The organism is Bradyrhizobium sp. 172 (assembly GCF_023101065.1).
Taxonomy (GTDB): Bacteria; Pseudomonadota; Alphaproteobacteria; order Rhizobiales; family Xanthobacteraceae; genus Bradyrhizobium; species Bradyrhizobium canariense_D.
Genome location: NZ_CP064701.1, coordinates 7366855 through 7390886, shown reverse-complemented (window position 1 = coordinate 7390886; position 24032 = coordinate 7366855). Strand labels below are relative to the sequence as shown.

Sequence of the window (24032 nt, the reverse complement as noted above, 5' to 3'; positions counted from 1 at the left end):
CCGGTTGTTCTGGTCCCCTCAGCATCGGAGAGGGCCACACCCACGGCCCTTCAAGAGGGCGATCGGGCGGCAAACGGCCCGGACCGGCAACCTCGGGATCCGACTATTTTCCGTCGGCGGCGGAGCCGCCTTTACATCGCGAGGCAAAATAGTCGGCCTCCTTCGGTCCTCCGCTCCGCTTCGGCCCTTCGCTTCGCTGCGGGTGCAAGTCCGTTCCGCCCGCCGCCTTCGTCGCCATGAAGGCCGCGATGGGCGCGGCCAATCCGACGAAGGAAAGCCGCAATGACCACCGACCACGACGACGATTTCGAGCCGCAGCAAAACTCATCCCCAACCGACCAGGTTCTCCAGGAACTCCAACTCCATGGCTACCGGCCTTTCCAGGACGAGCCCGATCCCCGGCCGCTTCCCGAAGCACAAATCCTCGTCGGCAGCATCTCCGATATCTTCGACGCCCTCTTGCTGGCGTTGTCCGACACCCGCCTTGAACCCGACCTCGAGGACCTGCTCTGGTCGACGGTGAACGTCTTCCACCGTGCCATCGACCGGATCGAGCGCGAACTCGACGACAACGAGCTGGCGCAGCAGCGGTCGCAGCGCGAGCAGGACGGCAGCGAGATCAAATCCGTCGAGCTGGAGCGACTGACGGCAGAAGGGCAGACGCTGATCGAGCGACGAGGCGCCTTCGAGCTGATGCGCGACCAGGCCGCCGACGAGTTCGAATGCCACACCCACTCGAGCTGGCGGCCGCGCAACGGGTCGAAGGTCAACCACCGTAATCTGACATCCGCAATGATTGACAGCCGCGATTTCCTGGCTGCAAAGAAGCGCGCCGACAGCCAGGTGCTTATGCCCGCAGGGCCAAAGGTGGCACTCACCGGTGGACTGGACTTCAACGACCACCGGCTGATCTGGGCCAAGCTCGACCAAGCGCACGCCAAACATCCGGATATGGCCCTGCTGCACGGCGGATCGCCCAAGGGCGCCGAACTGATCGCCGCCAAGTGGGCCGACAACCGCAAGGTCCCGCAGATCGCCTTCAAGCCCGACTGGACGAAGCACGCCAAGGCCGCGCCGTTCAAGCGCAACGATGCAATGCTGCTTGAACTGCCGATCGGGGTCATGCACTTCCCGGGCACGGGCATTCAGGACAATCTTGCCGACAAAGCGAAGACACTTGGAATCCCGGTTTGGAAGTTCGGGCGAAGCGGGCAGGGCTCAAGTTGAGCGCCACAGGGCATTGCGCCGTTCAAACCTGCTCCTGCGACCAGAGTTCCGTGCCGTCGCATATCTGCTCTGCTCGTCACACGCCGGACGTCGCAGGACGAGGCGTTGTGTTCGTGATATCCGAGCGGCGCCTCGGCGATGGGACAGGTGGACATGGAACGGGAACTACGAGCGGCTGTCGAGCGAGCTATTTCCGCCTACGTTGCCGCCCGCGCTCGACGTCTCTCGGCCTCGTAGTGACCGTGAGGGGCTGAATTGCCTGACGGCACCAAGCGCCTTCTTGGCGCCTTCGCCCCTGCCGTCGGGCGTGAGCTGGCTACAACACCGGCCGATTGTACCGCGCCGGTGTTGCCCTGTCCCATTTGCACCGACAGACCGGGCTTACGAATCTTGCGCCGAACAGGGAGTTTCTGAGCGAGGCAAGAGACAAGGAAACACTCGCGATGATCGCCGAGAGATGCCCACGTGTTGCAGACGAAATCAGCAAATCACTGGATGCTTGGGTGCAAACGAGTCGATTGGCCCAACGGGCTTGTCATGGCGATGTCAGGCCGATGTACATGCGGATCGAGGACGAGCGTGTCACATTTTTCGATTTCGATGATTGTGGCCGCGGCCCTCAATGGCTCGACGTGGCGGCCAGCTGGTCAGGAAGACGGGAAGGACCTTGGCCTTAACCTTTTTCGAAGCTCTGATCGCGGCCGTGCCCTGCAAGATCCACACACGGTGCTCACCGACAATGGGATCCAGGTTCGCCTTCCCGCCACGCTGTGCGGACGGCCAGACGGCAAGCTATGTGACGCATAAGTTCGATATGCGATTCCAGGAAAACGCGATCGAAGATCGCCTGACCAAGGTTAAGCATCCCTGGACCAATGCCCAGGTCGAGCGCATGAACCGCACGATCAAGGGACGCGGCCGTCCAACGCTACCATTACGATGACACGTTCAGCTCGAAACTCATCTTGCCGACTTCATCACCGCCGACAACCACGATCGACGGCTGAAGACCCTGAAGGGCCTCACACCCTACGAATACATCTGCAAATGGACTTCCCAGCCACAACGATTCAAGCTCGACCCGCTCCAGCAAATGCCGGGACTAAACACCTCGGTCCAACCAAAATGGCGCAATCGTAAATTGCGCGCGCAGATTCCATGCTGAACGGGATGATCCAGGATGCCGTTGTAGGCAGCCATAGCAATTATCGGATCTTCGCACGCTCGACGTTTGATTCTAGATCAACGTCGAGCGGACGGAGCTGGAGCGAACAGTTCAGTCAAATTTGTAGGAGGCCTGGAAGAACGTGCCCCACCGCTCCATGCGATAGTCCCCGGGAAAGGAGCCGTGAGTAACAGGATAGCGGCCGGCTTCCTCGGCTATGGTTATGAGTTGCTTTCGCTGGTTAGGAGTCCACATGGCCCAATAACGACCACCGACGCCGACGCTGAAGTTCTTGGTGATGAAGTAGGATAAAACTGCCTCGACCTGCACGCCACCGCCACCACTCCCGCGTTGATCGAAGAAGGTCGTGAACGGGCGCAGCAGATGGTTGTCGCGCCCCTGGAAATCCGTCCACGGCAGGTAAGCAACATCGGCACTCATGCGCCAACGATCAAGCAACATGGTCTCAGCACTAAGGCCGATGCGCAGCGCATTCCAATCAGTGTCTTGGCTGCCCACAATCCTTTTATCGCCTCGCGCCAGACATGGAACGTAGGGCGAGGCGATCTGAACGCAGCCTATCGTGTCAGACTTCTGGCCGTAGTAGCTCCAGCCCATAAACCCACCAACCTTGTAGGTGCTGCCGCGCAGAAAATCGTAGCCGGCATCGGCGGTGTAGTACGTGAACCTTCCGTTGGCCTGACCCGATATTGTGTTTTGATAAGCGACGTCCACGCCCCAATCTTCATCGTTCACTTTTCCGTTGTTGAAGCGCCCAACTCCGATATTGCCCTTCAGAAAGATTCCCCAAGGGCTGTCCAGCCGCTCGAACAACTCACCGGAAATCCCGTCCAGCCCATGATAGGTGAGCCTTGATATAAGATCAGTACTCCCGACATCCCATTGAAACCTCCCCCGGCTCAACCACAGCCGTGTGCCGCCTTCCAGCGACCACCCGTCAGCAAGGCCACTGGGCGAGGCGCTGACGGTCGGCTTCGTTGCGTATGGCGGCGTATCTCGCCATCCTGGCGTCTGTGCGAGTGCGTCAAAATGGTAGTTCAGTCCAAGTTTTCCGATGTGATAGCTGCTGGACAGGCCGGTGGTGTTGGCGGGGACGGTTGCCGGCGGCGGATATTGCAGGGTCGGAGGAGTCGCAACACTTGATCCGTTGAACTTCAGATATTCGTACTCAAGGCTCAAGGACCATGCATTCGTGAGTGCTTGCTCGACGCCTACGCCGATGGTGCCACCGACACGACCATCGTCGAAACGGGTGGAGGTCTGTGGCGCCAGGCCAGATGGGTTAGTGCGGCTAGCGAATTCGTTGTTGTTGGCGACAACGCCGATATTGCGCTGCCAGGCCAAGCCCCCCTTGAGATAAACAAGTGTTTGGCCATGCGGGCCGAACGCATACCCAAGGCGACCCGTTCCGGTAGCAAACACACTTGGACCGGCGCTGCAGTTTGCGCTGATGATAGAGCTGGAGGCTGCAAGACAGGTGTTTGTACCGTCTGAGGCAGCGCGACTAGCATCCAGTTCAACGCCGAAAACCCAGCGTTCGCTCTGCCAGTTGTAGCCGATCTGACCTCCCGCCAGGAACACAGGGGTTTGGACAACGTCCCCATAGAGCGACTTGCCATAGGAATCGCTGAATGATGTTTGCCCGTAGCCCCCGCCGACGTGCCCACCGATATATCCTCCGGTCCACCTCCAGACGGCGGGTGGGGCCTTTACTGCCGGCTTAAGATCGGCCGAATTGACGGCACCGCCTGCAACGAGCGCAGCTGTTGTGACGCAGCAAAAAAGAAGTTGGGGTCGCATTTCACCTCACATACACAAAACGCGCGCCAAAACTTGCAACGGCAACTCAATGGCTGGCGTTGGTGGCTCGCTTCCGCGGCGATTGTGGTTTGCAGGATCTAAGCCAACTGATGCAATGCGCATTCGCTGCGGCTTTCGATCGCCATGTTGTCTCAGCAACAAGATCGGTTAGTTTTGTAACAGGCGGCGTGTCCAGGACCGGACACGAAACGCATGCTGCACGGCTTCGACCGATTGAATAGATGGATGCTCTCGAAGAGCCTTTCTCCTGCTCCACGCCCCCTGGGCTGTCGTACTTCTCAGTCGTTTCGGAGGACGCCCGCGAAGCCGATGAGGACACACGCAGGCGACGAGTTCGTAGACGGCGTCGCTCCGTCAACGAACGCAGCAGTGTTCGCAAAGCAGCTCGGCAATGAAGTGCATCTTGGGGAGCAGGGCGTCCTCCATCGGCTCATGCGCAAGCCATACAAAAAGCGGATGAGAATGCCATCGATGCTCGATCGCACCTCGCCGACATCGAGCGCCGGCTCACGGGCGAACCTCGCCTGACCGCGCGGGCGCTTCTCGGTCGCCTCCCTGAACAACGTCCTGATCAGTTCCATCCGCCGCAGCACACCATCGTGCAGCGTTTGTTGCGATCGCTCAGACGCAAAGCAGCCGAGACGATCATCCAGCGCACGGCTGGTGCGCCACTGGCCGGTGATCCCGGGACTGAAGCCGCCGCTGCGTGTGACGGGCACTTCGCGAGGGTCCCAGTCCCTTCGATCCTGCCAGTCCGAGCTACGTCTGCCAAGCGAAAGTAGGATCCTCAGGTGAGGCACTACAGGGTCAAATTTGCAAACGATGACGTTATTGCGTCAGCACTCGCGGCCACGAAAGCTCCGTTCTTGTCGAGCTCTCGTAACCAAGATTCGGAGGAGCTGTCATGAGGCAATACGGCCTGGATGTCTCGCAAAGAGAGACTTCTGTTTGCGTGTCAACGAGACTGGTCGAGTGATCTTTGAAGGAAAGGCCAAGTCTGATCCCGGCGATCTGTCCAAGCTGCTTCCCAACCTGCGCCATTGGCGGATGGTACTGGCTTCGAGACGGGCGCGATGGCAAGCTGGCTTTCTCACGAGCTTCGTAGGGTTGAAGTCCCCATCGTTTGCATCGAGCAAGGCATGCACACGCAGCACTGTCGGTCGCATGAACAAGAGCGATCGGAATGATGCTCGGGGCCTTGCCGAACTGGGGGCGGGTTGGGTGGTATCGAGAATTCAAAATCCAGAGCGAGGAGAGCCACAATGTTCGAGCGATACTTGTCGCGCAATTCGCCTTGTGTCCATGCGCCGGATATCGAGAACCAGGACCCCAGTCTGATGAAGAAATGTGGGTTGCTATTCCCTTGCGCGATTGGCCAACAGTTCTTAACCAGCTCGGGGAGTTATCGGGCGAAGATCATCGACTCCTCAACATGATCGAGCCACTCCTGTCAATTCATGAGCATATCTGCCAGCAGCAGATCAAATTCGACGAGGAGGTCCGCCGATCTGGGAAGTCTGACGAGACGACGCCTCGCCTAATGACGGTTCCTGGTGTTGGCCTGGTGACTGCCGTGACCTTCCGCCATACGATCGATGACCCGCCCCTGCGATCGGCCTCGACAGTCAGTGCCTATCTCGGCCTCACACCTCTGCGCAACCAATCTGGTGAAACTGACACTAGTGGCAAGATATCTCGATGGGGCGATTGAGTTCTCCAAATCTACCCTGTTTAAGGCAGCGACCGTCCTTCTCTATCGGACCAAGCAATGGTGTTCCCTCAAGGCCTGGGGAATCGCGAAGCGGGTCGGTATGAAAAAAGCAAAGGTCGCCATTGCGCGCAAGATCGCTGTGATCCTCCACGGCATTTGGGTCTATGGCACGCCGTTCCACTGAGGCCACGCGCCGGCCTGACATTATTTTGCAAGTTCCTGACCCGGTTCGCCGGGCCCGGCGATGTCCCGCTGGGCGGTGGTCGTGGTGACCTCGGTCAATCGGCTGTGGGGGCTCGCCCGCACGCCATTGCAAACGATGAGGCACCCGATCCGGACATCATCATGAGGCGCTTGCGACCTTCGGAAAGGACCATGACCCCAGCGGCGCGCAGCTGAGGCGAGTAGGTAATGGCTAATCGGTCCAGGACTACGAGCTGGCTATCGATCTACCAGTCGCGCTCGCCCCGTCTCCGCAACCTCAACCCGCTCCAAGGGGTCGAGCGCTATCGTCTTGCCGAATGGCTTCAAAAAGAGAATTGGCATCAATCCGCAATTAAAAGGCCGATTGACACAACCATCGCCGACATGGACGCGACTCGCGTTGCTGCTGCGCAGGGGAGCACTTGGCGGTACTGGAGGGGAGCCTGGACGGCCTGACCACGCGCCAGATTGCGGCGGCGAACGGGTGGACGACGGCAAGTCCAGCGAGCGCAAGGCCTTGGTAGCGCAGGATTTTCACTTTGAGGCGTTGGTTGGCGATGGAGCAAAAGCTCGCGGCCTGACAATGAAATCATGATCCAGCCAAATTGAGACCGAAATCGCCAATCACATCTCCCGCGCCCTCGAGCGGGAGAGATGAGAGACGTGACGAAAGAGCGCCGAAACAGGGGTATTCGCATAGCCGAGATCGTTATTGATGGTTCTCCGATGCGCTGTAAGGTGCGCCATCTCACGGCTTCCTCCGCAATCGTTCAGACCTTGGATGCGCCTTTTATGCCAGCCGCTTTCGGTCTGCGCATTCCGAGCGTTGGACGTAATTTTTATTGTTCCGTCATCTGGCGTGACGGGCGACGGTTGGGCGTGACATTTCTCAACTAACCGCCAATTTCTTTTGTAGAAAGACGTTCCTACGCTGAACTCGGACGGTATTCAATTGTAGGCAGATTTCTTTCTCGACGCGACGATGCATCACTCGCGCGGGTTCGATCCCCGCGTAATTGGCCGGACTGAGGGCCTTGCGGACCTCTGTGCGGCTCTCATTTTTACCACACCCATCGACATTGTTGATTGAGGAGAAGGATACATGACGAGGCTCGCCGACGTGCTCGAGCTATCGAGTCACTGGGCTTCGATCCTGCTAGAGCCAAACATGAGCAGATCGTCCTTCCATGTCCCATCCGAAGGCATTGATCGTCAGAACGGCAACAAGAAATGGACCTCGCTGATGAGAATGCCAAGAACGAGCGTGGGCCAGCGTCATCTTACCCAACTCCTCATCGGCGAAGCCGACCAAGTTTCCTTTAACAACGCTGCGACTGGCGCCGATCAACAAGGTCTCCGGCGGCCGAATGCTCTCGTCCCGAACGCGCCGATCAGGCGGCCGGGGGGCGGCGCTTCTCCACGCGTGCCGCCGTGACCGTCGGTCGTACAGACACCGCTCGGCGGGTTTTATGGACGGCTCTCTGGGCGCATCGGCAAGGAGAAGGCCGTGACCGCCACGGCCCGCAAAGGCAAGTGGCCATGGATCGCATCCTGCGCTGTTTCGACGAAGGTGTCGAGGAATGATCACCCGCAAATTCCGTGGACGCCATTGCCAATGATAAGGTCGGAACTCGTTGAGCGTATCGCCGGTCGAAATCCGCGCCTTTATCAGCGTGACGTCGAGAACATTGTAAATGCAATCCTGGGCGAGATCGTCGCTGCGCTCGCGCCGTGATCGGGTTGAGCTTCGAGGATTCGGAGTGTTTTCTGCCAAGCAACGGCCGGCGCGCATCAGCAGAAATCCGCGAACGGACGCGCTCGTGCAAGTCGACAAGAAGCGCTTCCGCTCTTCAAGGCCAGCAAGGAAATGCACGACCGACTAAACAGTGAAGCCAGACCGAAAGACAGCAACTTTGCCGTCCAAGGCGGTCTGAGGGCGTCCGGTAGTCTAAGTGGCCGGGCTGAGCTGGTGTGGTGAATAAGCAACGTTAATATTGCTTTCGCAACCGCAAGCGTCGTTGATGCTCCACAAATCTCAATAGAGGAGGCAATCTGGCGTCGGTACCGGGGCTGGACTACATTGGGTCTTATTAAGTTATTTCCCGGGGGAGCCGCGGATCAGATCTGCGACTCCATTTTACTCCATGAATGTCTTTGAGAAGATATCGATGGCCATCCAGGATTTAAGTGACGCAAGCGTCCATAAACTCTACGAAAATATTCGGCAGCAAGTTGCGGCCGATCTGCGCCTAGGCAGCAAACATCGTCTGTTGGGCGAGACTGCGAAACGAGAAGCGCTGCGCCTTGAGGAAGAACTGAAGCGCCGTCGAATTCCGTATACCCCCATCAGTTGGGGCTGACGCTCGATCCAAATGAAGCCGGCGCGAGCCGCCGCGACACGTGATCAATCTGATGAGGATTGAAGCCGTCCTGCCCGGTCCTCGATGGTGGGAATACCTTGGCGCTGCTAGGTATCAAACGCAGCCCAGATTCTCCGCCCATTCAGCGCTCCCGCGCCTCCGTTTCATCGCCTGCGCCGCGCAATCTCGTCAGCGACTGCGCTCGTGGCGCGCACCAGCCGCTCATGCAGAGTCTCGAACATGTCGAGAATCTCATCATTGGATTCATTCCTGCCTTCTTCGATAGCCTCGGCAACCAGTTCGTCGAGAGGCGTCTCCTTCAATTGACCTTTCTCGAGCAGGTGTTCAAATAGTCCGTCGCTGTCGGGCTGCGGCTGGATGCGGCCGTCGGAGTTGCACCAAACCCCGATTGTCTGATGCCTCATAACGGCTTGCTCAACCATCTCCGCCTCCAGTGGGATCAACGTACCCCACGCCTCATCCTCCTCATCGACGAATCCCGCCACGTACATCTGTTGCTCCTCAGCGTCCTCATCGCGAGGGCGGAAGAACGGCGTAAGGACGATTTGAGGGGATTCTGCCATAACAATCTCTCCAAGAGGTTCAAGCACTAGTTGCATTGGTACATGGCAGTATCAGGGCCTGCGCCGACACGCCAGCTCATCCAAAAACTGCAAACTGTGGGAGCGGCGGTCGGCGACCCACAAACAATTCGTTCTCTCATTCATCGCTCTGGCGGATAAACTATTCTGGCGTGCAACGTGATCGAAGTGGACGACTTCTGTCATCTCCTGTGGTCATGGTTGTGCCCACCTGCGCATAGGTAAGAATTCGACCCGTTCCAATGATGAAGGACCCGAGCATCGTGGAGGTCGGGCGGCGGAAATCCCACAGGATTTCCGCTCGCGATCACAGTCGTCTCCGCTATACTCGGGCATGCGCCGTGGTGGTGGTGGAAGGCGCGACCGTCAGACCTCTATCTCACGGAGCCCACCGCTATGATCATCTTCGGACCGCTGCTCGTCATCACCGGCATTGGCTTCTTTTGCTGGCTGCTGTTCACCCTTGCTGTCTTTGCGCTCCCGTTTTTCGTCGGCCTCACGACCGTCGTCTGGGCCTTTCATACCGGCGCCGGGGTGGTCGGCTGCATTGTCTTAGGCCTCGTCGCAGGCGGCGCGACTTTCGGCATCGGCCAGCTTGCGCTCGCCTATGTGCCGTGGACCTGGCTCCGGCTGCTGATCGTCGTCCTCTACGTCGCGCCCGCCACTGTCGCCGGTTACAGCGCCACCCACGGAATTGCGCTGATGGCGGTGCCTGCACCGATCTGGCAGGCGATCTTTCCAGTCGTGGGCGCCATTGCCGTCAGCATCACGGCGTTCATCCGGATCACTGGAATGACCGCCGGACCTGCCGGGTAATGGCAGGGGGCATTGTAGCTTCACGTCGGCGGACGGGATTGGATCAGATGTACGGAACGCTCTCGGTTTTCATCGCCGAGTCAAATGCGCGCGTCGAAGCTCGAGCAATCTCCACAAGGCCAGCTTCGTCACGCCCTCATGGCGGTATGGACCAAGCCGTCACCTCTCAAATATCGGCCGACAACGGATGTGAACGGGCCGTCCCCGCCGAGGCGCGATCTCGAACGCCAAATCCGTCCATTGCTGACAGGAGAGGGCGCCTGTCACCATCGAACTCATTCGCCGGGCTCTCGGTGCGACCGAAATCGCCACGTTCTCCTCGATATCAGCTCTGTCCGGCCGAGCGCACCGAACGGCCTCTTTGATGGATTGATCTGGCCGAAGGCCGGCTGAAGCCTCGATCGCCTAAGGCGCAACAGCGGCGTCACAACTTTCTTCCCCTGCCGGCTGCGCCGTCATTCCTCGCGCGAGACAAGAAAGGTCCTCCTTTGCTGTCGAGCCCCTTCGGGGTGCGCCGTCGATCGCCTCCGGCCCTTCGATCACCATCGAGGCCGCAAGGTGCGGGCTCGGAAAACAGAGATCAAGGAGAACTTCCATGGCGACCATCGGCACCTTCAAGAAGACCGGCAACAACGAGTTCACCGGTGAAATCGTGACCCTCTCGCTCCAGACCAAAAACGTCCGGATTGTCCCCGAGACCAATCGGTCTGGCGAGAACAGCCCCAGCCAGCGCGTCTATGCAGGCCGGGTTGAGATCGGCGCCGCCTGGGCCAAGCGCTCCAACGAGGGCCGCGATTATCTCGGCCTCAAGCTCGACGATCCGAGCTTCACCGCTCCGATCTTCGCCAACCTCTTTGACGACGAGGAGGGCGAGGGCTTCAGTCTGATCTGGTCTCGCCCCAGCCGTCGCAACGGCGACTGAGCCGATCCACAATGCCTCGCCCGGCTGGTCCGGGCGGGGCATCACCATCCGCCAGGTGTGCCGGGCGGGCTTGCAATGAACGGCAAGGGAGCAGTTGGGTACGGCGGAATAGATCCCGGTCAGCAGCGCGAGGCGGTCACGGTTTGACTGGACACGTTTCGTTGGCCTCCAATGCGCTCGACAATGTCCTGCCAGCTCAAGTCGTCAAGTGGCCCGCTTTCCGCGTAGCGTGCCGCGCGCTTTCTTCTGCAAGAGATCCGCTGCTTCGACCCCTAATTCACGGGCAAGTCGATCGAGAACGTCAATGCTGGCTGCATACCGGCAGCGTTCGAGTGAACTGATGTAACCGCGATCAATTTCGGCGCGATGGGCAAGCTCCTCCTGAGACAGGCCTGCGGCCTGCCGATGCTTTCTCAAATTGCGCGCCAGAATCTCCCGTATCTCCATGGAGATGAGAGAGGTCTATTGAAGAGTATTTCACCACGGAGTATTCTCTACAATCGGCACGGCAGTCCCCAATGAACGAAGCTGCTGATGTGCCTCAAGCCCGAACCGAATGCATGATGAAACGTTGGCGATCAGCGCGGGGGGGCAGACGGTACGGACTACGTACCGCCGAGGGCGTCAGCAGGATGCCGAATCGGGTTGCGATTTCGTGCCAGGCGCGCTCAGCGAGCGCCGGTTCACGATTTAGAGAGCGCCGGTGCCTCGCGAGCCATCGTTCGCCGCTTGCGGGCACACCGTGATGCGGCCTATGCATCACGGTGGAGGTCGCGCGACATTTCGCGACGTTGCGAAGTTCCCGCCGTCAAATGAATGTCCGGCATTGCTTTGAGGCTGACGGAGATGATTGCAATGAACGAACTGCCATTTCAGGACCGGCCGCCACAAACCGATCGCGTGAACGCCTACGATGAGAAACATCTTGCAATCTACGTCCGGTTGTTAATGGCCGAAGAAGAGGGCGCCGACTGGCGTGAGGTCGTCGAAGTGCTCTTTGGCCTTGATCCATCCCGAGAACCCGATCGCGCCAAGATCGTCCATGACAGCCATCTGGCCCGCGCGCGATGGATGACGGACGCCGGATATCAGCATTTATTGGAGCCGCGGATGCAGTGAGCTGCCCTGTCACGCAAGTTGCGATCACGCGTGATGCAACTTCGAGGTCTAGCTTGCCTGCCCCTCTTTTCTGATCCTGCCGTGGCCTTCGCTGGGGAGCGCGGAACGTGAAGAAGCAAGAGGACACACTATGCCCACGCAGTATTGGCGCTCGCCGGAGACGATTGAACGCCTGAATCGTCTCGAACGCCCGGGCTTTGCCCTCGAGTTCCTTCGCCGCAACGCTGACTATCGCCGCGACTTCGCTCGTGCACAGCGCCAGATCACGCGTGAGGGGGCTGATCCCAAGACTGTCCGTTCCGAGCTTGCACGTCGTTGGAGGTTACGGTGTCGCCCATGACCCCGCCTCTCCCGTTGGACTTGAACCCACCATTTGGCTGCCGCAGGTATCGCCGGGAACGCTGATCCTGGAGCCGGCGCCTTCCGGATTCGATATCGCCACGTCGGTCGGTCGTAACGTCCTCGGGGAGCCGCTTATCGAGCGGATCGATGCCGACGGACGTGAGCTGGTGATCACAGACGGATCAGGCGAGCTCCACTTGCTCATGCGAGACGAGCAGGCTGCGCGACGTCCTGCTGTGCTCGTGCCGCTCGACAGCATGGGCGAACTGCGGCTCGAGGTGGCGCTAAACTTCGTTCGTCGCCTTGGGGGCCAGCGCATCGCTCTTCTGCCGGCGGCTCTACGGCTGACGTCCTTTCAGAAACGGCGATTGATCCAGCTCCTTCACGCCTTCGACGTCCACGACCTGGGCGGCGGCCCGCGCGAGGTGGCCGCAAAGGTGCTAGCTTCCGATCACGCGCGGCGTCGTTCGGTCGAGTGGAAGGATTCGCACGCCCGCCGCAAAGCAAACCGCCTCATTCACGATTCGATCGCCCTGGTCGAGCGAGGTTACCTGAAACTCCTGCGCGGCTTCTGACGCGCGCGTCAATCCTCCACGCAATCGCTACAATCACCCCCGTTTGCGCCGCGCCCCGCCGGCCATGTTGCAGCTCGCGTTGTCGCGGCCGAAAGGGGGACACGCACCTGCAAGTATTTTCGTCCACCCCCAACGCCTGAACTCTCCGCCACTTTGGCCCCGACATGCCGCGACTTGGCCGCGGCGCTTTGAGGCAAGACGGAGATCTCCCATGCTCGATCTGACCGCGCAGCTTACCACGCGCTACGTGCGCACCCCCGAGGCCGCGCGCCTCCTTGGCCTGTCGCCGCGCACGCTTGAGAAGTACCGCTGCCATGGCAACGGCCCGACCTTCCGCAAGCTGGGCGGCCGCGTCGTCTACGCCATCGGCGATCTCGAAGCATGGGCCGATCAGGCCGCCTGCACCTCAACGTCGGACCCTCGCTACGTCGAGGCCCGCGCCGCGAGCAATGCGCATCGCTGAAGGCAGCGTTCACCCATGTCGTCGCGCCGCCTCCTTGTGCCGAGCGAGCGAAGCAAGCTCGATCCGTTCGTTATCGCCACGGGCGATGCCAGCCCGCGCGATCAGCGTGACTTGATGGAGCGGCCATTCTTCTCGCTCGCGAAGGCCAAGCGCACGAGGCCGATCCTCTACCAGGCCGGCGACGTCAGCGTCGAAGTCTATGCGGTTCCCGAGCACGGCATGGCAACGATCTGGGACGCCGACGTTCTGATTTGGGCCGCCAGCCAAATTGTCGAGGCTGAGAACCTCGGTCTGAAGACCTCGCGTTTCCTGCGCTTCACGCCCTATCAGCTTCTGATCGCAGTCGGCCGGCAGACCGGGGCGCGCGACTACAAGCTCCTGAAGGGGGCACTGGCCCGCCTCCAGGCGACCGTTATCCGTACCACCATCCGGCAGGGCGAACATTGGCGGCGCCACCAATTCTCGTGGATCAACGAATGGGAGGAGTGCGCGAGGGCCGACGGTCGCGTTGAAGGCATGGAGTTCGTCCTCCCCGACTGGTTCTATCGCGGCGTCATCGATCGCTCCCTCGTTCTCACCATCGATCCGGCATACTTCAGCCTGACCGGCGGGATCGAGCGTTGGCTGTACCGCGTCGCGCGCAAGCATGCCGGCCGCCAGCCGAGAGGCTGGCTGTTCGAGGTCGCGCATCTTCACGAGAAATCCGGCAGTCTCGCCAAGCTCGCTGACTTCGCCTTTGATCTCCGCCGGATCGCTGCGCGTCAACCGTTGCCAGGCTACTGCCTGAGCATCGAGCGCAAGGATCGGCGCGAGCTATTGCGTATCCTGCCGAGCAAGCCATCCACAGCTCCTGTGGATGGCGCTGTGAATCAGCTCGGGACTTCGGGCGTTCGCACGATCGGGACTTCGGGCGTGCCCGTATCGGGATTCCGGGAGTGCAAACCACAGCTAACGCTTTGGCAAGACGCGACGATCCCGGAACGTAACTTAGAGTCTAACTTAGAATCTAACTGTTGTAGTGGGCCGGTGCGTGTTGCGGATAACGCCGCCGCGAGCGCTGAGCCGCGAACCAAGCATTCAAGAGAACAATCTCCACCGCTTTCCGGCCGTAAGACGGGAGGCCAGCGATGATTGTCGCGTTGCTCAACCAGAAGGGCGGTGTCGGCAAGACCACGCTCGCCCTGCACCTCGCCGGCGAATGGGCGCTGCACGGAAAGCGCGTGACGCTAATCGATGCCGACCCGCAGGGCTCGGCATTGGACTGGTCGCAGCAACGGGCGCGGGAGAACGTCGTGCGGCTGTTCGGGGTCGTTGGCCTTGCTCGTGACACGCTCCATCGCGAGGCGCCGGAGATCGCGCGCGCCGCCGATCACGTCGTCATTGACGGACCTCCGCGCGTCGCCGGACTGATGCGCTCGGCGCTATTGGCGGCCGACCTCGTGCTGATCCCCGTGCAGCCATCGCCGTTCGACGGTTGGGCATCCGCCGAGATGCTGGACCTGCTGCGGGAGGCCCGCATCTATCGTCCGCAACTCGCCGCCCGCTTTGTGCTCAACCGCTGCGGCGCACGCACGATCATTGCCCGTGAGACAGCTGAAACACTCGCCGATCACGATCCGCCGGTGCTTACCAGCACCATCGGTCAGCGCGTCGTCTTCGCGGATGCCGCGCAGTCCGGCCGGCTCGTCTTCGAATTTGCCGACGAGAGCGCAGCTGCCCGCGAGATCGCCGCGCTCGCCTCTGAAGTTGCGAGGTTCTCACCATGAGCGAGCGCTCCATCAAGCGCGGCTTCGCCTCACGTCCCGGCGATGCCGAAAGCTGGATCAAAGCCAACGACGCGTTGCCGCGCCGCATGGAAGACGCGCCGGCATTCACCGCGCGTCTGACCATCGACGTCACGCTAGCGCTGCGCGGCCGCATCAAGGTCGCCGCGTTCCAGCGCGGCATCACCGTCGCCGACATGCTCCGCGAGTTGCTAGCGCGCGAGTTCCCACCGACACCGGAGAGCCGTCATGAACGACAATGAGGCCTTGCCGCCGCGTGCCGTGCCATCCTCCCATCGGCGCGGCGTCGCGCTCACACATGTCGAACTGACCTGGATCGAGAAGAGGATCGAGCACTGGCTGCGGTTCGGCCACCGCGCCGAAGAAAGGATCCTCGACCGCCGCCGCAGCGTTTCAAGTTTTGCACCCGGCAGCATCTTCGGCTTCGTCCGCTGGGCGTCGAACGACTATGGCACGGTGGTCTCGCGCATGGACATCGTTCGTGCCGTGGAGAGTGGCCAGCGCTATCAGACGCTGCCTTTCGTGCGTCCCGGCGGCGAGATCCTGCTGCGCGTCGATAGCTGGCCGAAGGTCGAGCGCGTGTTGCAGGCGGTCGATGCCATTGAGGCACTCGCCATCGATCCGGCCGACGCCGCGCCCGAATACTGGCGCCATCTCCACAACCGCCTCGCCGCCGGCAACGTGCCACGCGCCTACACGCGCGAGCAGCACGTTGCCTGGCTCAAGCGCCGGAGCGTCACGCCATGACTCGCTTCGGTTACGTCGTGATGACCTACATTGCGGTGCTCGCCGGCTGTGGTTTGGCGTTCGTTGATCCCGCGCCGCGGCTGATCTGGAACGCCACCGCAAGCACGCCGACAGGATTTTACACGCTGCATCCCGTTGGAGAGCTGCGCGATTTGGAACTGGTCGTGGTGCGGCTCCCAGAACCGATCGCGAACTTCCTCGCCGATGGCGACTTCCTGCCAAAGAGTGTGCCGCTTCTGAAGCATGTGATGGCGCTGGCCGGGCAGACCGTGTGCCGGTCCGGCGACGCCATCACCGTGGATGCTGTCGATGTCGGCGCAGCTCACGATCGCGACCATCTCGGCCGTCCGCTGCCGCGTTGGAGCGGATGCACAACCCTTCAGCCGGGTGAGGTCTTCCTCATGAACCCGACTGTCCCGGACAGCCTGGACGGCCGCTATTTCGGCTCACTGCCTGCAAGCTCGATCGTCGCGCGCGCGGTCCCGCTTTGGACTGATGAAGCCGGCGACGGTCGTTTCGTCTGGCGTGCCGTCACCCATTGACCCGCATCCCAACCCAGCAAGCAAGGAGATTTCCCATGGCGCAAATCGGTCAGTTCACTCGCGAGAAGTCCGGTTTCACCGGACGCATTGAAACGCTGTTCTTCGAACGGATTCTCACCCTCGTCCCGGCCGAATCCTCGGATGCCGAGAACGCGCCCGACTACCGCATTCGGCTCGGCGATGGCGAAGGCCCGGAGATCGGCGCGGGCTGGAAGCGTACCGGCGAAAGGGCGGGCGACTATGTTTCGCTCATCATCGACGATCCCACGCTGCCGCGGCCGATCCGGGCCAATCTCTTCCAGTCGAGTGAGGACAAATCGGTCTGGACGCTGAGCTGGAATCGTCAGCCCCAGCGCGCCGAGCGGGACTGATCGCATGCAGGAATCCGTCACGCGTGCTGGCTGCAAGGCGCATCAAGGCTCCATCTCTTTGTTCGTGTCGTCTCCTCGCCTGATCCCCCTCAAGCACCAGTCGGCGGTCGCGCGCGGCCGTCAATGGCGACCGCAGGTTGGCGCACGGAGCACGCTTTCGACGGGCACGAGCTCTGCGGCTTGCTCACGTCACGGCGGAGACCGAGCAGGCTTTGCCGTCATCCTGCTTGCCGGCCTGCTGGTGATGGGTGGGCCAACGGCGGCGGCGCAGGAAGCACCAATCCAACGTCAACAGGTGAGCGAGCGCTATGCCACTCATGTCGCGGAAGCCGCGCAGCGCTTCGGCATTCCGGTGGACTGGATCCGCGCCGTTATGCGGATCGAAAGCGGTGGCGATCGGCGCGCAGTGTCACCCAAAGGCGCGCTTGGCTTGATGCAACTCATGCCGAAGACCTGGACGGAGATGCGCGTGCGCTACGGCCTCGGACATGATCCCTTCGATCCGCATGACAACATCTTTGCGGGCACAGCTTTCCTTCGCGAGCTGCACGACCGCTACGGCTCGCCGGGATTCCTCGCGGCCTATAATGCTGGTCCCGGCCGCTATGAAGACTACCGCGACCGACATCGTCCGCTGCCCACCGAGAGCGTCGCCTACGTTGCTGCCGTCGTCCCTTTTGTCGATGTGGAGAGCACGCCAGGAGCTCTCCTCGTCGCGGCCTCTTCTCGTTCATCCTGGACGCGGGCTCCGCTGTTTTTCACCCGCGCTGACGGACTGTCTTCCGCGACACGGGCGGCATCTGATCGACCGACGACCGACAAGCCGGCTGCGGTTCCCGTGCACGATCTCTCGGCCATCGCACCGCAGTCGAATGGCCTATTCGTCGCACTCTCGACAACAGGAGGATCGCGATGACTGCACGTTGTCATCAGCATAAGGAACGACGCTCGCCCGTCGACGTCCTTGCTGCGGAGGTCCGGCTATTGGTCGGGCGATGGCACCTTGCCACCGCCATCGGCCGCGAAGTGGAGGAGTGCGATAATAACGTGCTGACGGCATATGGGCGATGCCTTCGGCCCGCGCTCTACTCGTCGCTTCGCTCCTCACCGAGCCACCCTACGGGTGTCTCGGCCCTTCGGGTAACGATCGCTATCGCAAGCGCACGCAAACAATGGGGGCTTGCGAGTCAACTGCCAGGTCGCGGCACCCCTTTCGCAATGAATCGGCCGCCAGAAGACATGTTCGGGCAGGCGCTATTGGAGAAATTAGTGCAATGACCCGAACTGCATTTTGTCGCAAATCGCCGCGACTGCCGAGAGTCTGTTGGCTTGGAGGTTGGGCCTTGGGAGCCAGCGACCGGGAGAACACGGCGACGACCGAACGATGGCGAGATAAAAGGCCGCAATGTGCGGCTCGGTCGGTCGGTTGTTGTTGCTTTCCTTTTTTGCTGATCTGGCAATGTGCGGCTCTCGTGCGCAATGTGCGCCTCACGGTCAACGCATTGCAGGCATTTGACGTTTCGCACATTGCCGAGGCTGGCCATGACTGAGGAGAAGGAATTTCAGCCTCGGCCAGGCCGCATCCGCTCTTCGCGGAGCCAGCGGGCCAAGCCCTTCATCGCCCAGGCGCTTGCGGCTGCTCAGCGTGCCGGCGGCGGTCTTTCGCGAGCCGGCCAGCTCGCCAACCATCGTCATTCGCGCTTCGGCCGCGGACGGGTCGCCAGCGCGCGGGCAAACCGTCTGCTCACCGGCCGCTCGCGTCTGGTGACGATCAAGACACGTGTTGTCAGGCATAAAGCGAGATCGGCGCCGCTCGCCGCGCATCTCGGCTATCTCCGGCGGGAGGGCGTGACCCGGGACGGGGAGAAGGCCCGGCTGTTCGGCCCGGACACGGAGCATGCCGATCCCAAGGCCTTTGCCGAGCGTTGTCAGGATGACCGCCACCATTTCCGCTTCATTGTCTCGCCGGAAGACGCAGCCGATATGGCCGACCTCAAAGGTTTCGCCCGCGAGCTGGTCGGCCAGATGGAAGTGGATCTCGGCACCAAGCTCGATTGGGTGGGTGTCGATCACTGGAACACCCAGCACCCCCACGTCCACGTCATCGTGCGCGGTGTCGCCGAAGATGGCCAGGACCTCGTCATCTCCCGCGTCTACATCAAGGAGGGGATGCGCGCCCGTGCCCAGGACCTGGCCACACAGGAACTCGGACTGCGCTCCGATCCGGACATCCGTCGCTCGCTCGAGCGCCAGGTCGAAGCCGAACGCTGGACACAGCTCGACCGCCAGCTTGTTCGCGATGCAGACCGGCATGGGGTCATCGACCTTGCACCCGATCTGGCGCAGCAGCCTGATCAGTTCCATGCCCTGAAGGTCGGCCGGCTGCGGCGCTTGGAGAGTCTCGGACTTGCGCATCAACTCGGGCCAGGCCAATGGGTCATGGACGAGGCCGCCGAGACGACCTTGCGCGAGCTCGACGAGCGCGGCGACATCATCAAGCGCATCCACCGCAGCCTGACCGAACGTGGCATCGAGCGCGGGACCGCGAGCTACGTGCTATCGGGCGAAAGCCTCGACGTGCCCATCATCGGACGCCTCGTCGATCGCGGTCTCGACGACGAACTCAAAGGGACCGCCTATGCCGTGATCGACGGCGTCGACGGACGCACCCACCACATCAGGCTGCCCGATCTCGACGCTTCCGGCGACAGCGCACCGGGCTCCATTGTGGAGCTACGCAAATTCAACGACGCGAGAGGGCACCGTCGCGCGGCGCTCGCCGTCCGCTCCGATCTCTCGATCGAAGCGCAGATAACGGCGAGAGGCGCGACGTGGCTCGACCGGCAGGCGGTTGCGCGCGATCCGGTGGCATTGGGCCAGGCGGGCTTCGGCGACGAAGTCCGCGACGCCATGCAACGGCGGGCCGGGCAGCTCATCGAACAGGGTCTCGCCGAACGCCAGGCGCATGGACTGGTGTTTGCGAAGAACCTCATCGGCACACTGCGCCAGCGGGAGTTAGCGAATCTCGGCAAGCAGCTCGCTGCCGAGACCGGCCGGCCGTTCAACCCGTCGGCTGCCGGCGAATATGTCGCCGGCACCTATCGGCAGCGCTTCGCGCTCGCCTCCGGCCGCTTCGCCATGCTCGACGACGGTCTCGGCTTTCAGCTCGTGCCCTGGACGCCCTCACTCGAAAATCAGCTCGGCCGACATGTCTCCGGCGTGGCCCGCACCGACGGCGGCATCGATTGGAGTTTTGGACGCAGTCGGGGGCTCGGCCTGTGAGCGATCCCTCCAATCACCGACATCAAGAGAGGACGGCCGCCATGTCCGCGACCAAAATTCTCTGGGGCCAGGTCATCACAGTCCTCGCGATCGTTCTGCTGACTATCTGGACCGCGACGGAATGGACGGCTTGGCGGCTCGGCTTCCAGCCGCAGCTCGGGCAGCCCTGGTTCGAGCTGCTCCATTTTCCGTTCTATCTCCCGCCCGCCTTTTTCTGCTGGTGGTATGCCTACGATGCCTATGCACCCTCAATCTTCATCGAGGGTGGCTACATCGCCGCATCCGGCGGCATCATCGCCGCAGCCGTTGCGATCGGGATGTCGGTTTGGCGCGCCCGTGAAGCAAACAATGCTGAGACCTATGGCTCCGCGCGCTGGGCCGAGGCAAAGGAGATCGAGCAGGCTGGCCTGCTTGGGGCCGACGGCGTGGTGCTCGGCCGGTTCGAGCGCGCCTATCTTCGCCATGATGGACCGGAGCATGTGCTGTGTTTCGCTCCCACGAGATCCGGCAAGGGCGTGGGCCTTGTCATCCCTTCGCTCCTGACTTGGCCGGGCTCCGCAATCGTCCATGACATCAAGGGCGAGAACTGGCAGCTCACCGCCGGGTTCCGCGCGCGGCATGGCCGCGTGCTTCTGTTCGATCCGACGAACGCGAACTCGTCGGCCTATAACCCCTTGCTGGAAGTCCGGCGCGGGGAGTGGGAGGTGCGCGACGTCCAGAACATCGCCGACATCCTGGTCGACCCCGAGGGCAGCCTCGAGAAGCGAAACCACTGGGAGAAGACCAGTCATGCGCTGCTGGTCGGCGCGATTCTCCACGTCCTCTACGCCGAGAAGGACAAGACGCTCGCCGGCGTCGCCGCCTTCCTGTCCGATCCCAAGCGGCCGATAGAATCGACGCTTGCCGCGATGATGCGGACGCCGCATCTGGGCGAAGCCGGCGTCCATCCCGTCGTCGCCTCCGCCGCGCGCGAGCTCTTGAACAAGTCCGGCAACGAACGCTCCGGCGTCCTGAGCACCGCGATGTCGTTCCTGGGCCTCTACCGGGATCCCGTGGTGGCAGAGGTAACTCGGCGCTGCGACTGGCGGATTACTGATATCGTTAGCGGGGACCGGCCCACCACGCTCTATCTCGTGGTGCCGCCATCGGACATCAATCGCACCAAGCCGCTGATCCGTCTGATCCTCAATCAGATCGGCCGGCGCTTGACCGAGGATCTCCAAGCCAAGGCCGGCCGGCGCCGGCTCCTGCTAATGCTCGACGAATTCCCGGCGCTCGGCCGGCTCGACTTTTTCGAGTCCGCGCTGGCCTTCATGGCGGGTTACGGCATCAAGAGCTTTCTGATCGCCCAGTCGCTGAACCAGATCGAGAAAGCCTATGGGCCCAACAACTCCATCCTCGACAATTGTCACGTCCGGGTCAGCTTCGCGACCAACGACGAGCGGACCGCGAAACGGGTGAGCGATGCACTCGGAACCGCAACCGAGATGAAGGCGATGAAGAACTATGCCGGCAGCCGGCTGGCACCTTGGCTCGGTCACCTGATGGTGTCCCGGTCCGAGACCGCTCGCCCGCTGTTGACGCCCGGCGAGATGATGCAGCTCCCGCCATCAGATGAGATCGTCATGATGTCGGGTCTCCATCCGATTCGAGCAAAGAAGGCGCGCTACTACGAGGACGGACGCTTCCAGGAGCGCATCATGGCGCCGCCGACCCTGACTAAATCCAACGACGGCCGGCCGGACGACTGGAGTTCACGGCCGCTGCCGCCGCACCCAACTCCATTGGCGTCGTTGACCGACGGCCAGACGGATGACGAAGATCCAAAGTCCGCGGATCGGCGGCGGCATCCGGAACTGGATCGAGACATCGTGGAAAAGAAGGAACCGCTCGACAATGAGTTTGCATCTGACCTCGCCGATGAACTCGATGAAGATGTCCCGCGGATCAGGCGTATGAACGACATGATGCAGGGCGTGGCGCGCCAAGCCTCGCTCGATCCTGGCGATGAGCTTGGATTGTGAGGCTGGCATGACCGCAGCGAAGAAGAAGGCCCAGATGTCGGTCTATCTCGAACCTGATGTCATGAAGGCGCTGTCGGCCTATGCCGCCCGGCGCGAGCAGTCGCTGTCGCTGATCGCCGAAGCCGCCATTGCGTCCTTTCTGTCGCCGGATGCCGATGAGCGGCGTGAGGCCGCTACTGCCAAGAGACTCGACCAGATCGACCGCCGGATCGCTCGCCTTGAGCGGGATGTTGGAATTTCAGTCGAGACCATCGCTCTCTTCATCCGCTTCTGGCTCACGACGACACCGCCACTTCCCGAACCGGCCGCCAAGGCAGCGAGGGCACAGGCCGGAGCGCGCTATGATAACTTTGTCGCCGCTCTGGGCCGCCGACTCAATCAGGGACCAAAGCTGCGGCAGGAAATCCCGGAGGATGCTCAGCAGACTGGCTCGTTTCAAGGCGACTAGGGACGACGCGACACTGAAATCAAGCCAGTGAAGTGGATGGCGGTCTCGAACCCTGCAATGGGCTAGGGCTACGGCCTATCAGTCAGGTAGCTAACCGCTTCGAGCCCGAATTTGTTGGCGAAGATCTCGCAAACGTCGGTCGCGAAATACCAACTGTGCAAGTGATGTTTGCGGCCTCTGTTGAAGTTCAACGCAACGAAACTGGCCACGAAGATCAAGATTTCCGCGATCGTTCCTGACCTGCGGTCCAAAGGGATAGCCCGCCGACGCAGGCCACAATGGCCGCGCCACATGCCATGTAGAGTGTTGCCTCCGAGGCTCCTGGCGCAATTGTCGGGATGAGATATATCGCAAGCCCGAAGCCACCTGTAAGCAGGGCTGTGAACGCTTGCACACGGCCAATCATGCCGGCATCCACAACGGTCAAAAGGTGGCCGTTGGCCGCTGCTCGCGACACCTTCCAGAGCATGCCGGCCACACAGTAGAGAACAATAGCGATGGCCCGATTCGGCGCGAGGGAGAACAAGAACAGGGATACGCCAGCAATAGCCAGGATTGCGGGTGTGAGACCTTGCAGACGTTTCGCTATGGACGGAAAGCCCACTACCGCCAATGCGACCATTCCAGTGATCGCGGCAGCCATTTCGAGCAACCCAAAAAGGCCACTATCACCGTCGAGCGATCGAATCACAAAACCCGGTAAGAGAAGGTTGGTTATCTGGATCACGGCAAATGCCAGTCCGACCGTCACCGCTGCGGAGAGTGCTTGAGGACTGGCGAGCAAATAGCTGAGAGCCTGCCGTGAAGCAGAAAGTAGACTAAGCCGTCGAGACGATCGGACGTCGCGGGCCTGCGCTGTGATCGGCTTCAGCAAAGGAAGACATGCTAGAGCTGCCGCCGCAAACATCAGTGCGGTCGTGAGACTGCCAAGCCTGTCAATGGCAAGCCCGGTAGCACCCGTCCCGATCGCTATGCCCAACTGATTGAAAAGGGAAAGTCGAAGGGCGAACCCCATGCGCTGTGCTTCGGGGACGATTGCCTGCAAAATGCCGCTCAGTGATCCCGACAGCAGCGCGAAGCCAAAGGCTCCCAATACGCCGGAAGCGATGAGAAGGACGGGCGACAAAGATTCTGTGAGAAATCCAACGGGAGCGAGAACGGCCAGCCCCAAGGCGCGGATCGTCTGCCCCGCCACCGTGACCTGTGCCCGATCATGACGATCGGCCAGGTGGCCGGCAACCGGCGCGAGCAGTAAGCCGGCGACGCTGGTTGAAAGTAACACCAGTCCAACCAGTCCAGAACCACCCTCGTGGAAGCTACCCAGGCTGGCAGAACAATGCCGACACCAACGATGAAGAAAGAAGCCGACGAAAACGCTATAAACAGAGGTCTTTCCGAATCTTTCACGCTGAATCTGCCTCAAGGGAGATCGTGGTTGGCGTCTCCTAATGATCTGACATATTTTCCGATTCAAGCGACAGTTTTG

General features: G+C 61.3%; 27 protein-coding genes and 3 pseudogenes. 24 read left to right on the top strand and 6 right to left on the bottom strand.

Features of this window, described 5'->3' with window-relative positions:
- Window positions 1–282: 282 nt before the first annotated feature.
- Window positions 283–1227 (top strand): DUF2493 domain-containing protein, encoded by a 945-nt coding sequence (locus IVB07_RS35115; protein ID WP_018457247.1) that lies wholly within the window; start codon window positions 283–285, stop codon window positions 1225–1227.
- A gap of 826 nt (window positions 1228–2053) precedes the next feature.
- Window positions 2054–2392, top strand: a pseudogene (locus IVB07_RS35110) (integrase core domain-containing protein); the annotation flags it as partial.
- A gap of 111 nt (window positions 2393–2503) precedes the next feature.
- On the opposite strand, the gene IVB07_RS35105 reads toward IVB07_RS35110, so the two are convergent.
- Together IVB07_RS35105 and IVB07_RS35100 are read right to left on the bottom strand one after the other, a co-directional pair.
- The gene (locus IVB07_RS35105; protein ID WP_018457246.1) at window positions 2504–4213 is read right to left on the bottom strand and encodes an outer membrane beta-barrel protein; all 1710 of its coding nucleotides are present in this window, start codon (window positions 4211–4213) and stop codon (window positions 2504–2506) included.
- Between the two features lie 299 nt (window positions 4214–4512).
- Complete coding sequence (locus IVB07_RS35100; RefSeq protein ID WP_157643004.1) at window positions 4513–4953, bottom strand: hypothetical protein; 441 nt, start codon at window positions 4951–4953, stop codon at window positions 4513–4515.
- Between the two features lie 464 nt (window positions 4954–5417).
- On the opposite strand from IVB07_RS35100, the gene IVB07_RS40850 reads away from it, so the two are divergent.
- The 3 genes from IVB07_RS40850 to IVB07_RS35085 all read left to right on the top strand — a co-directional run bounded on the left by IVB07_RS40850 (window position 5418) and on the right by IVB07_RS35085 (window position 6744).
- A complete protein-coding gene (locus IVB07_RS40850) occupies window positions 5418–5945 on the top strand; it encodes a transposase (protein ID WP_345947110.1) in 528 nt (175 codons plus the stop codon).
- Complete coding sequence (locus IVB07_RS35090) at window positions 5917–6129, top strand: hypothetical protein (RefSeq protein ID WP_245288459.1); 213 nt, start codon at window positions 5917–5919, stop codon at window positions 6127–6129. Before IVB07_RS40850 ends, IVB07_RS35090 begins: the two co-directional genes overlap by 29 nt.
- Before the next feature lie 330 nt (window positions 6130–6459).
- Complete coding sequence (locus IVB07_RS35085; protein WP_157643003.1) at window positions 6460–6744, top strand: hypothetical protein; 285 nt, start codon at window positions 6460–6462, stop codon at window positions 6742–6744.
- 561 nt (window positions 6745–7305) lie between these two features.
- Here IVB07_RS35085 and IVB07_RS35080 read toward each other — a convergent pair.
- Window positions 7306–7497: a hypothetical protein gene (locus IVB07_RS35080; RefSeq protein WP_157643002.1), complete on the bottom strand. Its 192-nt coding sequence runs from the start codon at window positions 7495–7497 to the stop codon at window positions 7306–7308.
- On the opposite strand from IVB07_RS35080, the pseudogene IVB07_RS35075 reads away from it, so the two are divergent.
- The 3 genes and pseudogenes from IVB07_RS35075 to IVB07_RS35065 all read left to right on the top strand — a co-directional run.
- A pseudogene (locus IVB07_RS35075) lies at window positions 7472–7677 on the top strand (IS110 family transposase); the annotation flags it as partial. The gene IVB07_RS35080 and the pseudogene IVB07_RS35075 sit on opposite strands and share 26 nt — an antisense overlap.
- A gap of 87 nt (window positions 7678–7764) precedes the next feature.
- Window positions 7765–8127, top strand: a pseudogene (locus IVB07_RS35070) (HU family DNA-binding protein).
- 190 nt (window positions 8128–8317) lie between these two features.
- Entirely contained in the window at window positions 8318–8509 is a 192-nt protein-coding gene (locus IVB07_RS35065; RefSeq protein WP_026233331.1) for a hypothetical protein, read from the top strand.
- A 164-nt stretch (window positions 8510–8673) separates the two neighbouring features.
- Here IVB07_RS35065 and IVB07_RS35060 read toward each other — a convergent pair whose 3' ends face one another.
- Complete coding sequence (locus IVB07_RS35060; protein WP_018457241.1) at window positions 8674–9093, bottom strand: hypothetical protein; 420 nt, start codon at window positions 9091–9093, stop codon at window positions 8674–8676.
- Window positions 9094–9507: 414 nt separating this feature from the next.
- Here IVB07_RS35060 and IVB07_RS35055 point away from each other — a divergent pair, with 414 nt between their 5' ends.
- Both IVB07_RS35055 and IVB07_RS35050 read left to right on the top strand, forming a co-directional pair.
- Window positions 9508–9927, top strand: coding sequence for a hypothetical protein (locus IVB07_RS35055; protein WP_018457240.1), 420 nt, complete (start codon window positions 9508–9510; stop codon window positions 9925–9927).
- 595 nt (window positions 9928–10522) lie between these two features.
- Complete coding sequence (locus tag IVB07_RS35050; protein WP_018457239.1) at window positions 10523–10849, top strand: DUF736 domain-containing protein; 327 nt, start codon at window positions 10523–10525, stop codon at window positions 10847–10849.
- 204 nt (window positions 10850–11053) lie between these two features.
- On the opposite strand, the gene IVB07_RS35045 is transcribed toward IVB07_RS35050, so the two are convergent.
- Entirely contained in the window at window positions 11054–11296 is a 243-nt protein-coding gene (locus IVB07_RS35045; protein ID WP_247293522.1) for a helix-turn-helix transcriptional regulator, read from the bottom strand.
- Window positions 11297–11704: 408 nt separating this feature from the next.
- On the opposite strand from IVB07_RS35045, the gene IVB07_RS35040 reads away from it, so the two are divergent.
- The 14 genes from IVB07_RS35040 (at window position 11705) to IVB07_RS34975 (ending at window position 22546) form a co-directional block, all read left to right on the top strand.
- Window positions 11705–11968: a DUF2285 domain-containing protein gene (locus IVB07_RS35040; RefSeq protein ID WP_026233330.1), complete on the top strand. Its 264-nt coding sequence runs from the start codon at window positions 11705–11707 to the stop codon at window positions 11966–11968.
- Window positions 11969–12098: 130 nt separating this feature from the next.
- Complete coding sequence (locus IVB07_RS35035; RefSeq protein WP_083926468.1) at window positions 12099–12308, top strand: DUF6499 domain-containing protein; 210 nt, start codon at window positions 12099–12101, stop codon at window positions 12306–12308.
- Window positions 12274–12885 carry a DUF2285 domain-containing protein gene (locus tag IVB07_RS35030; RefSeq protein ID WP_247767407.1) on the top strand — a complete coding sequence of 204 codons (612 nt, stop codon included), beginning with the start codon at window positions 12274–12276 and terminating at the stop codon, window positions 12883–12885. Before IVB07_RS35035 ends, IVB07_RS35030 begins: the two co-directional genes overlap by 35 nt.
- Window positions 12886–13096: 211 nt before the next feature.
- Window positions 13097–13348 (top strand): helix-turn-helix domain-containing protein, encoded by a 252-nt coding sequence (locus IVB07_RS35025; RefSeq protein ID WP_018457235.1) that lies wholly within the window; start codon window positions 13097–13099, stop codon window positions 13346–13348.
- A 15-nt stretch (window positions 13349–13363) separates the two neighbouring features.
- Entirely contained in the window at window positions 13364–14479 is a 1116-nt protein-coding gene (locus IVB07_RS35020) for a replication initiator protein A (protein WP_018457234.1), read from the top strand.
- Complete coding sequence (gene parA, locus IVB07_RS35015) at window positions 14476–15114, top strand: ParA family partition ATPase (protein ID WP_018457233.1); 639 nt, start codon at window positions 14476–14478, stop codon at window positions 15112–15114. Before IVB07_RS35020 ends, parA begins: the two co-directional genes overlap by 4 nt.
- The gene (locus IVB07_RS35010; RefSeq protein WP_018457232.1) at window positions 15111–15374 is read left to right on the top strand and encodes a hypothetical protein; all 264 of its coding nucleotides are present in this window, start codon (window positions 15111–15113) and stop codon (window positions 15372–15374) included. Before parA ends, IVB07_RS35010 begins: the two co-directional genes overlap by 4 nt.
- Window positions 15361–15879 (top strand): DUF2840 domain-containing protein, encoded by a 519-nt coding sequence (locus tag IVB07_RS35005; RefSeq protein WP_018457231.1) that lies wholly within the window; start codon window positions 15361–15363, stop codon window positions 15877–15879. Before IVB07_RS35010 ends, IVB07_RS35005 begins: the two co-directional genes overlap by 14 nt.
- The gene (locus IVB07_RS35000) at window positions 15876–16421 is read left to right on the top strand and encodes a S26 family signal peptidase (RefSeq protein WP_018457230.1); all 546 of its coding nucleotides are present in this window, start codon (window positions 15876–15878) and stop codon (window positions 16419–16421) included. The genes IVB07_RS35005 and IVB07_RS35000 overlap by 4 nt, the downstream gene beginning before the upstream one ends.
- Before the next feature lie 35 nt (window positions 16422–16456).
- Window positions 16457–16792: a DUF736 domain-containing protein gene (locus IVB07_RS34995; protein ID WP_018457229.1), complete on the top strand. Its 336-nt coding sequence runs from the start codon at window positions 16457–16459 to the stop codon at window positions 16790–16792.
- Between the two features lie 4 nt (window positions 16793–16796).
- Window positions 16797–17708: a transglycosylase SLT domain-containing protein gene (locus IVB07_RS34990; protein WP_018457228.1), complete on the top strand. Its 912-nt coding sequence runs from the start codon at window positions 16797–16799 to the stop codon at window positions 17706–17708.
- 626 nt (window positions 17709–18334) lie between these two features.
- A complete protein-coding gene (locus IVB07_RS34985) occupies window positions 18335–20074 on the top strand; it encodes a VirD2 family relaxase/mobilization nuclease (RefSeq protein WP_247767406.1) in 1740 nt (579 codons plus the stop codon).
- A gap of 41 nt (window positions 20075–20115) precedes the next feature.
- Complete coding sequence (locus tag IVB07_RS34980) at window positions 20116–22098, top strand: conjugal transfer protein TraG (protein ID WP_018457226.1); 1983 nt, start codon at window positions 20116–20118, stop codon at window positions 22096–22098.
- A gap of 7 nt (window positions 22099–22105) precedes the next feature.
- Window positions 22106–22546, top strand: a complete 441-nt coding sequence (locus IVB07_RS34975) for a CopG family transcriptional regulator (protein WP_018457225.1) — start codon at window positions 22106–22108, stop codon at window positions 22544–22546.
- A gap of 214 nt (window positions 22547–22760) precedes the next feature.
- Here IVB07_RS34975 and IVB07_RS34970 read toward each other — a convergent pair whose 3' ends face one another.
- The gene (locus IVB07_RS34970; protein WP_247293527.1) at window positions 22761–23969 is read right to left on the bottom strand and encodes an MFS transporter; all 1209 of its coding nucleotides are present in this window, start codon (window positions 23967–23969) and stop codon (window positions 22761–22763) included.
- Window positions 23970–24032: the final 63 nt, after the last annotated feature.